Consider the following 8299-nt stretch of genomic DNA (forward strand, 5'->3'; position numbering starts at 1 on the left):
AAATAACCATATAGCGTGTAGAATAAGCGGTGATTTTTTATATACAGGCGATCGGATCGCGACTGTATTTTTATAGCCTGTTTTTAGGTTTTTTCAGGAATTATCTTCTAACGATCGAGGAAAGGCGTGTCTACCGCAGAACTCATCAGCACGGCATCGCTGGCTGAACAAGCATTACGAAAAACATTCGGATACCAGCAATTTCGTCCGGGACAGCAGCAGGTTATTGACGCCGTTCTTGACGGACGCGACTGTCTGGTGGTTATGCCAACGGGAGGCGGTAAGTCACTGTGCTACCAGATCCCTGCATTGGTTAAAAATGGGCTGACTCTGGTAGTGTCTCCACTCATTTCATTGATGAAAGACCAGGTTGATCAACTACGTGCGAATGGCGTTGAAGCGGAATGTCTGAACTCAACTCAAAATCGTGAACAGCAATTTGATATCATTCAACGTTGTCGTAAGGGGAGTATTAGACTGCTTTATATCGCCCCTGAACGGTTGGTAACGGATAACTTTCTTGACCAACTTCCCGACTGGCAGCCTGTTTTATTGGCTGTCGATGAAGCTCACTGTATTTCTCAATGGGGGCATGATTTTCGCCCAGAATATCGAGCATTAGGGCAACTTCGTCGTCGTTTCCCCGATCTTCCTGTGATCGCACTAACCGCTACAGCAGATAAAGCGACCCGTCAGGATATCGTACGTTTACTGGAGTTGCGTGAGCCGATTATCCATATCAGCAGCTTTGATCGTCCCAATATTCGCTATACCTTAGTTGAGAAATACAAACCGCTTGATCAGCTTTGGTCATTTGTCCGAGGCCAGCAGGGAAAAAGTGGAATTATCTATTGCAATAGTCGTAATAAAGTGGAAGAAACCGCGGAGCGTTTGCAAAAGCGGGGGTTAAGTGTTGCGCCTTACCATGCGGGGCTGGAAAACAGTCAACGGGCATGGGTACAAGATGCTTTCCAGCGAGATGATTTGCAGATCGTTGTGGCAACAGTTGCATTTGGTATGGGGATTAACAAGCCTAATGTGCGTTTTGTCGTGCATTTTGATATTCCCCGCAATATCGAATCTTATTATCAGGAAACTGGCCGGGCTGGGCGAGATGGCTTACCTGCGGAAGCCGTGCTGTTTTACGATCCTGCGGATATGGTATGGCTGCGGCGCTGTTTAGAAGAAAAACCCGCAGGTGAACAACAGGATATTGAGCGGCATAAACTCAATGCTATGGGCGCATTTGCACAGGCGCAGACCTGTCGGCGCTTGGTATTGTTGAATTATTTTGGGGAAAGTCGCCAAACAGCTTGTGGCAACTGTGATATTTGCCTTGATCCTCCCAAACGTTACGACGCTCTGGTAGAAGCACAGAAAGCGCTGTCCTGTATCTATCGCGTTGGACAACGTTTTGGGATTGGCTATATTGTAGAAGTGTTACGTGGTGCAAATAATCAACGCATTAGAGATTTTGGGCACGACAAGCTGCCTGTTTATGGCATTGGTAAAGAGCAGAGTCAGGAACATTGGATGAGTGTCTTACGTCAGCTTATCCACTTGGGGCTGATCAGCCAAAACATTGCCAACTATTCTGCGCTGCAATTGACAGAGGCTGCGCGGCCTATATTACGTGGCGAAGTGCCTCTACAACTTGCCGTACCGCGTATCCAAAACTTGAAAAGCCGCAATCAGCAAAACAAATCGTACAGCGGCAACTATGATCGCAAATTATTTGCTAAGTTGCGTAAATTACGTAAATCCATTGCTGATGAAAACAATATTCCACCCTTTGTTGTTTTCAATGATGTCACGTTAATTGAGATGGCAGAACAGTGCCCAATAACGCCGGATGAACTTTTGCTGATTAATGGCGTTGGTCAGCGGAAATTGGAGCGTTTTGGTGATGCATTTATGACCTTAATCCGAGAGCATTTTGAAGAATTTGAGTAACTGAGAGATTTGAGTAACTAAAGGACAGTGAACTGAGGATGAAGAATGGTACCTGAGATATTGAAAGCTAGCTGGTTAAACCGTGAACCTCAGTTCTCAGCCTTTACGAATGGACTATTACTGGATTTTTGGCAAACAAGAGAAGAACGGCAATTTGTAGGAATTGATAATATTCCCATCCATTATGTCTCCTTTTGTTCCCCCTATCATGACAAAACACTCGTCATTTTGCCTGGCCGTAGTGAAAGTTACGTGAAATACCCTGAAGTGGCCTATGATTTTTATCATCTGGGTTACGATGTTTTCGTTATTGATCACCGTGGACAAGGTCGTTCAGGGCGCATGTTGGACGATCGACAAAAAGGCCATGTTGAAGAGTTCGATCATTATGTGGATGACTTAGCTAAATTTATTGAGCTTGAAGTGGCACCCCGTCAGTCTCATCGCTACTATGCTATGGCCCATTCAATGGGTGGTGCGATCTTGAGCCGTTTTCTGATACGTTACCAGGAGCCGATTTTTCGTGCTGTGGCGTTATGTGCGCCGATGTTTGGTATCAACTTACCAATGCCCCGCTGGTTGGCAAATTTTCTGGTTAACCAGGCGGAACCCAATGTAAAAAGACGTAACGCTTATGCCCTATCAACGGGGCAATGGCGGCCATTACCTTATTTTATCAATCTATTAACGCACAGTTATGCGCGTTATCAGCGTTATTTGCGTTACTATGCTGATTATCCTGAATTACGTCTTGGGGGGCCAACTTACCATTGGATGCGTGAGAGTATGCTGATGGGCGATAATCTGATTGAAAATGCGGGCAAAATTCAAACTCCACTCATAGTATTACAAGCAAGTGAAGATAAGATAGTAAGTAATCGGGAGTTATTGGCTTTTTGTGCATCTCACCAAAATCCCCTGATTATCCAGGGGGCTCATCACGAAATCCTGTTCGAAAAAGATGTATTGCGAGCGCAGGCTCTCAATGCAATTTGTAATTTTTTTGACCAGAACTGATTTAGTTTAGGAACTATAACCATGTATCATGTTGTTGCTTCAGATTTAGATGGCACTTTGTTATCTCCCGACCATAAATTAACCCCGTATACCAAGGAAACGTTGAACTTATTGACGGAACAAGGGATTCATTTTGTTTTTGCAACAGGACGGCATCATATTGATGTGGGACAGATCCGTGATGGATTGGGCATTGATGCTTATATGATCACTTCCAACGGTGCAAGGGTTCACAATACCCAAGATGAATTGGTATTTAGCCATAACTTAGATCCTGATATTGCCCATGATTTGTGTTTATTGGAGTTTGATAATCCCAATATCCTGACTAATTATTTCAATAACGATGATTGGCTAATAAATAGAGAATCACCTGAACAGAAAGAGTTTTTTCAGGAGTCAGTTTTCCATTACCAACTTTTTCAGCGCGATAATTTTCCTACAAATGGCGTTTGTAAGGTGTACTACACCAGTGAAGATCATGATTATTTGGTGGATTTGGAAGAGAGGATTAAAGCGCGTTGGGGGGAAAGGGTTAATGTCAGTTTTTCACTGAGGAATTGTTTGGAAGTGATGGCTGGTGGTGTTTCTAAAGGTCATGCATTGGAGCAAGTTTGTCAATTGATTGGATATCAATTAAATGACTGCATTGCTTTTGGCGATGGTATGAACGATCGGGAAATGTTAAGTGTGGCCGGTAAAGGCTGCATCATGCAGGGAGCGCACCAGCGCTTGAAAGATATTTTACCTGATATGGAACTTATTGGTTCCAATGCGGATGATGCAGTTTCCTGTTATTTACGGAAAATGTATCAGGTTTAAAGAAGTTAATTGTTTGAAAACAGCATCCGATGTGATGCTGTTTTCTTATATTGATAAGTCATTTTTCCAGTCAAATAACCAACCATGCTGATGGGAACTTGTATTTTTTCTATAACATGCCCATTGCGTTATTTTCCATTGATGGCCGGTATTGGATTAATTACAACATTTTTTGTGCCAGAAATGCGAAATGCTATCCAAAAAACAGGATTAAACCGTCAGATTGACGGTTTGCTGTATACCAGTGTTGTTTGCGACCAATGAACTTACAGGATTTTGGTTGCTTACGTGCGTTGGCTGAAAATGGGCTAGCCGTTCCCGATAATATTGCACTAGTTTGTTTTAATGCCACCCTGCAATCACAATTTAATGTGCCTTCTTTAACTGCGGTGCGTCAGCCCATCGACAAAATGACCAAAACTGCTATTGAAATATTGATAACATGGAACAGCTCAGGAGCGTGAGTTTGAATTACAAATGGGTGAATCTTGTGGGTGCAAGCTTAGTTTATAGTAAAATAATTGGTCTTATTTTTCTGATAGATTTATGCGTAACTTTGATATGAGCTAAAGAGATTTATATTGTTCCTGTTTCTAATTTTACATTTGTAAGGTTTTTTTAAATCACTATCTAATAATAACATAAATAAGAAAATATTTACCAACTAGTAATGGACTATGGACATTAAAAGATAATTAGGTATAGAATCTATCATCCTTTATAGTTTGCCTGCTTTTCTTTTATATAATTTGATTTCGATAAAGTGATATTATGAATTGGTATCTTAGTGTTTTGAAAAATTATGCTGAATTCTCTGGCCGTGCCCGTCGTAAAGAATATTGGATGTTCTATTTATTTAACATTATTGTATTCCTGGCTCTTATAGTATTGGGTTCAGCAATTAATGATACTGCTGGTTTTGCATTGTTGTTGATTTATATCATTGTTACTTTTATTCCAAGTCTTGCTGTAACAATACGCCGACTGCACGATATTAACCGTTCTGGATGGTGGTTTTTATTAGCTTTTGTTCCCGTAGCCAGCATTGTTTTATTCGTATTTACTCTGTTGGAAGGTACTCAGGGTGATAATGAATACGGCGCTGATCCAAGAAGAAAGTATTAATATCGAAAAACACACATCTAAAGATTTTTAATTTATTTGATATAAATCAGTTGGTTGAAGCGTTTTCGGTGTAGAAAGATTAATTGTTTAGTTTGCCACGTAATATAAAATGCCACTTATTACTTTAGTGGCATTTTTTTGTTAATTATCTAATTGAATAATTGGTATGGTGAATTATATAAATTTGAATCAATGCTTCTTTTATGTTTTTTTAACTTAAATGAATAGTTATTATAAGAAATAATTCTTTCCTTAAAGTAATAATTTTTAATATAGTCTCTTGGGATATTAATATAAGGAGTGTTATTTATGAGTAAATTGCGTCTCGCTTACTACAACTTATCTCCAGAGCTATTGCAAGGTTTTCGTGTGGTAAAAGAAGGTCTGGAAAATAGTCAGTTAGGTTTGCAATTAGTTGAATTGATCTATTTGCGAGTATCTCAAATCAATGGTTGTTCTTTCTGCTTAAATAAACACACTCAAGTTTTGCGCGAAAATCAAGAGGCAGAACGTCGGTTAGCTGAATTAGCTGGATGGCGAGTGAGTAGTCAGTTTACTCACCGTGAAAAAGCGGCGTTGGAATGGGCCGAAGCGCTTACTCACATTGTAACGACACACGCAGATGATTATGCTTATTTACCCTTGAAAGATCACTTCACGGATCAGGAAATTTCTGATTTGACTTTTGCGATTGCGCTTATGAATGGGATGAATCGATTGGCAATCGGTATGCGTCATTAATGTTATTTGATTTCATCGTAGTTGCTTTGGGCTAATTAAAAGGAAATATTTTATTCTGGAAGTTGGGATCACGGTCCCTCCTTTTAAAAGAAAATCTTACCCAAATCAAAAATCATAGATATTAGGCATAATGGACTGATATATTCCTGGCTTTATTTAATTCTCTTGCACATTAACCAATAGATCATTAATCCCCCCAATACCATAAAAGCCACTAGTAATGGCGTTTGCTTTGCAAAGTTGGATTACCATCATGGTAACTGGTATTGCCGTCAGTGTGACCAACCAAAGAAACTCATTATCCAACACAGCCGATTGCCGAAAGAGTCGCGGCACTGATGGCGCAGACTGTCGCCAGGCAATCGCCCTATAGCCCTGAAAGAACCTTGTAGCATTGCCCCTGTACACGTGATGATTTAAAGTCGATGGGGTGAATGTGAAGAATTTCAGCCGTTGGTTAACCAAGTTAGAACATGACGGACTCATTACCCGCAACGGGCAGGAAATAACCATTATCAACCAAAACAATGTAGACTAAATAGTGAGTAAAAAAATGAGGAATTACGAGAAAATAGATTGTGATACTCACTGTATTCCTCATTTCTCACGCATATATGCAGAAAAAGCGAGGAACACTAAGTATATTGATTTTTAAAGATAAATTAATCTTCATTCCTCACCTGTTTTTATCCTGAGGTAAATAAAAAACGAATAGAGAATTGAGGAGTAGGTGAGGAATTAAACTGCCTTCTGGCAGTTGTTTTTCGGCTCTCCGTATTACCGGGTGAATGTATTAGCCCGGTAATACGGAGAAGACAAACGCAGCGCGTCAGTGTGGTTTTATTAAGCGAGAAACTCTTTCTGACTGGCAATCAGTTTAGCACCACACGCTGTGTGCATTCCCTCTACTGCAATAGCTTTCCCATTACTCTTTAAATTCTCACAGCCTTCGACAATAGGAAAAACTCCCTCACATTTAGGACATTCGACTAAATCCGTTTCTCCGGCAACGGGAATACCTTTGTAAGTATAACCACCCACAGCAGTAATTACTTTACCACCGTGATCGGTTGTGTCGTTTAATAAAATAACGGCTTTGTTTGCCATATTTTAACCTTATACCTGAAAAATTCGGTTATCAATGATTGATATCAGTCACAACATCAGAAACTATAAATAAATCATGTAAGGTTCTGATGTTGAAGTGGCTTTAATAAATATTTATGGCTATTCCCATTGGGAGGCGTTATTTATTTTCCAATAATCAATAGAATCCCTATATAAATCAATCTTACCATCAGGATATTCAACTCTGGATGGTTTATTACCTCCTGGTATAATAATTTTTGGCATCTTAGTTTCATCTAAAGTTGGTATGTATTTTATTTTCCATTCATTTTTTTGCTGTAGAATTAATTCAAAAAAGGTTAGTTTCCCTCCAGAATAAAGACCTATTTGATTAGTATTTCCTGTAACAAAACTTTTTCTTAAGACTGGATAAATAGTCGGCCTATAATCAATGATATTTTCTAATGCTTTCATGTCACTAGATTTTCTTGCACCGTTGATATATACATTTATTCCAGCCCTACCTCGCGATACAGCATTCTTCATCAAATGGCTAACGTTATTATACTCAAGAGTTAATTCAATATTATCAATCTGCCATTGACACCAGCCTCCACCATTAAGAGGTATTTTTTCTTTAAAATAACCTGTTACAGGATCTACTGAAATATTAAATCTGTTCCAGTGATATTTAGGTAAGTGATAGAGTGTCCCACCTGCGGTATTATGGGTGGCAAGACATCTATTTGAAGCATAAATACTGTCTAAATTAGGTTTAGTATTTGGAGGAGCAATACCTTCGACTGTAATCCATTGATTTTTTTCAGGTGGTGAAAATGGTTCAGACTTATCTTTATAAGTTTGCCAGTAATTTGAAATAGTATTGGATATGAATTCACATCCTGTTAAACACAAGATCAGTGGTGATATTGTTAATAATATGAATGTTAATTTCATCATTAGCCTCATGTTATCCTTTTATCGTTTCTCAGAGTAACGTTGCAAGGCTATTGGGCCTCTTATATCGTTTTTGGTTACTTCTAGAGTTATCATTAATTGATTATCTATTTCTCTTAAAAAATAATACTCTCTGATTTTTTTTCTTTGAAATACTGCGCGAATCGAATGCGGTTCACTTGCAAGAAATGATAAATCCTCCTGCTTCCTTTGCAATTTTTTATCCGGTGAAAGAGTGCACAATTCTCGCAATCTCTTATCAATGTATTCAGCATATAAGGCGCTACTATGGTCAAGAAAGCCTGTCCCACGCTTGCCTGTAGGATTTTCGTCACCCTGAAAAAATGAACGTATCTCTTGCTCTCTGTATTTATCTACTTTGGTCTGTTGTTCAATAAATTCTTTAGTCTCTTTTCTAGTTTTTTCATTTAACTCCGGAAGTAAATAAAGTTTTGATTCTGAATCAGGGAGAGCATAAAAATAAACTAATTTAACGCGATGCTCGACTTTAACATCTTATAACGTTGGCTTGTTGAAGCCAGTCGCGTTGACTTTTACCTTGTTTAAAATTGGCAAAAATACCCAACGTGTGAGAAAGAAGTTTTCTAGCAATTCG

The 8299-nt window shown here is 39.1% G+C and carries 8 protein-coding genes and 1 pseudogene; 7 read left to right on the plus strand and 2 right to left on the minus strand.

The genetic code is table 11. The features are described from left to right. Positions 1-126 precede the first annotated feature (126 nt). The 7 genes and pseudogenes from recQ (at position 127) to Xets_RS01170 (ending at position 6031) form a co-directional block, all read left to right on the plus strand. Positions 127-1953 (plus strand): ATP-dependent DNA helicase RecQ, encoded by a 1827-nt coding sequence (gene recQ / locus Xets_RS01140; RefSeq protein WP_187651061.1) that lies wholly within the window; start codon positions 127-129, stop codon positions 1951-1953. Positions 1954-1998: 45 nt separating this feature from the next. Further along, positions 1999-2970, plus strand: coding sequence for a lysophospholipase L2 (gene pldB, locus Xets_RS01145; RefSeq protein ID WP_187651062.1), 972 nt, complete (start codon positions 1999-2001; stop codon positions 2968-2970). Positions 2971-2991: 21 nt separating this feature from the next. Continuing rightward, entirely contained in the window at positions 2992-3792 is an 801-nt protein-coding gene (yigL, locus tag Xets_RS01150; protein ID WP_099133130.1) for a sugar/pyridoxal phosphate phosphatase YigL, read from the plus strand. Positions 3793-4039: 247 nt separating this feature from the next. After that, positions 4040-4305: pseudogene (locus Xets_RS01155) on the plus strand (substrate-binding domain-containing protein); the annotation flags it as partial. Positions 4306-4563: 258 nt separating this feature from the next. Next, positions 4564-4917 carry a DUF805 domain-containing protein gene (locus Xets_RS01160; protein WP_099133132.1) on the plus strand — a complete coding sequence of 118 codons (354 nt, stop codon included), beginning with the start codon at positions 4564-4566 and terminating at the stop codon, positions 4915-4917. Positions 4918-5226: 309 nt separating this feature from the next. Continuing rightward, complete coding sequence (locus tag Xets_RS01165; RefSeq protein ID WP_099133133.1) at positions 5227-5658, plus strand: carboxymuconolactone decarboxylase family protein; 432 nt, start codon at positions 5227-5229, stop codon at positions 5656-5658. A 220-nt stretch (positions 5659-5878) separates the two neighbouring features. Further along, complete coding sequence (locus Xets_RS01170; protein WP_187651063.1) at positions 5879-6031, plus strand: hypothetical protein; 153 nt, start codon at positions 5879-5881, stop codon at positions 6029-6031. A 470-nt stretch (positions 6032-6501) separates the two neighbouring features. Here the strand turns inward: Xets_RS01170 and Xets_RS01175 are convergent, their stop codons facing one another. After that, positions 6502-6765: a PAAR domain-containing protein gene (locus Xets_RS01175; RefSeq protein ID WP_187651064.1), complete on the minus strand. Its 264-nt coding sequence runs from the start codon at positions 6763-6765 to the stop codon at positions 6502-6504. Positions 6766-6885: 120 nt separating this feature from the next. After that, on the minus strand, positions 6886-7686 hold the full coding sequence (locus Xets_RS01180) for a hypothetical protein (protein ID WP_222941479.1): 801 nt from the start codon (positions 7684-7686) through the stop codon (positions 6886-6888). Positions 7687-8299 lie beyond the last annotated feature (613 nt).

This window comes from Xenorhabdus sp. TS4 (assembly GCF_014467265.1).
Taxonomy (GTDB): Bacteria; Pseudomonadota; Gammaproteobacteria; order Enterobacterales; family Enterobacteriaceae; genus Xenorhabdus; species Xenorhabdus ehlersii.

Coding starts and splice junctions, on each gene's coding strand:
- pldB (WP_187651062.1), top strand. CDS start 1,999: ATGGTACCTGAGATATTGAAAGCTAGCTGGTTAAACCGTGAACCTCAG.
- yigL (WP_099133130.1), top strand. CDS start 2,992: ATGTATCATGTTGTTGCTTCAGATTTAGATGGCACTTTGTTATCTCCC.
- Xets_RS01160 (WP_099133132.1), top strand. CDS start 4,564: ATGAATTGGTATCTTAGTGTTTTGAAAAATTATGCTGAATTCTCTGGC.
- Xets_RS01165 (WP_099133133.1), top strand. CDS start 5,227: ATGAGTAAATTGCGTCTCGCTTACTACAACTTATCTCCAGAGCTATTG.
- Xets_RS01170 (WP_187651063.1), top strand. CDS start 5,879: ATGGCGTTTGCTTTGCAAAGTTGGATTACCATCATGGTAACTGGTATT.
- Xets_RS01175 (WP_187651064.1), bottom strand. CDS start 6,765: ATGGCAAACAAAGCCGTTATTTTATTAAACGACACAACCGATCACGGT.
- Xets_RS01180 (WP_222941479.1), bottom strand. CDS start 7,686: ATGATGAAATTAACATTCATATTATTAACAATATCACCACTGATCTTG.